General features: G+C 38.9%; 1 protein-coding gene. It reads left to right on the top strand.

Features of this window, described 5'->3' with window-relative positions; translation table 11 throughout:
• Positions 1-429: DegT/DnrJ/EryC1/StrS family aminotransferase (locus J7R13_RS09040; protein ID WP_208438325.1), on the top strand; the 429-nt coding region annotated here is incomplete at both ends.

Here is a 429-nt window from a genome sequence, read left to right as displayed (position 1 = left end):
GGGGGCTAAGCCTGTTTTTGTTGATGTTTTACCTGATACATTCAATATTGATGTTGAAAAACTTTCTCACGCTATCGAAATGGTAAAAAAAGAGGGAGGTTTAAAGCCAAAGGCTATTATTGCTGTTGATTTATTTGGGCTTTCTGCTGACTATGTGCAAATTGCTCAAGTGGCAGCAAAGGAAAATCTTTTTGTAATTGAAGATGCTGCTCAATCTATGGGTGGAAGAAGCGGTAATACTATGTGCGGTGCTTTTGGTGATGTGGCTGCTACAAGTTTTTATCCTGCAAAACCATTAGGATGTTATGGCGATGGAGGCGCTATGATGACCAATGATGATCATTTTGCAGAACTTTTACGCTCTATTTTGTTTCATGGTAAAGGTGAAACGCAATATGATAATGTACGTATTGGCATGAATTCGCGCTT

Origin of the sequence: Bartonella taylorii 8TBB (assembly GCF_902825155.1) — a bacterium.
Classification (GTDB): domain Bacteria; phylum Pseudomonadota; class Alphaproteobacteria; order Rhizobiales; family Rhizobiaceae; genus Bartonella; species Bartonella taylorii_A.
This window is presented reverse-complemented; position numbering and strand designations above follow the sequence as displayed.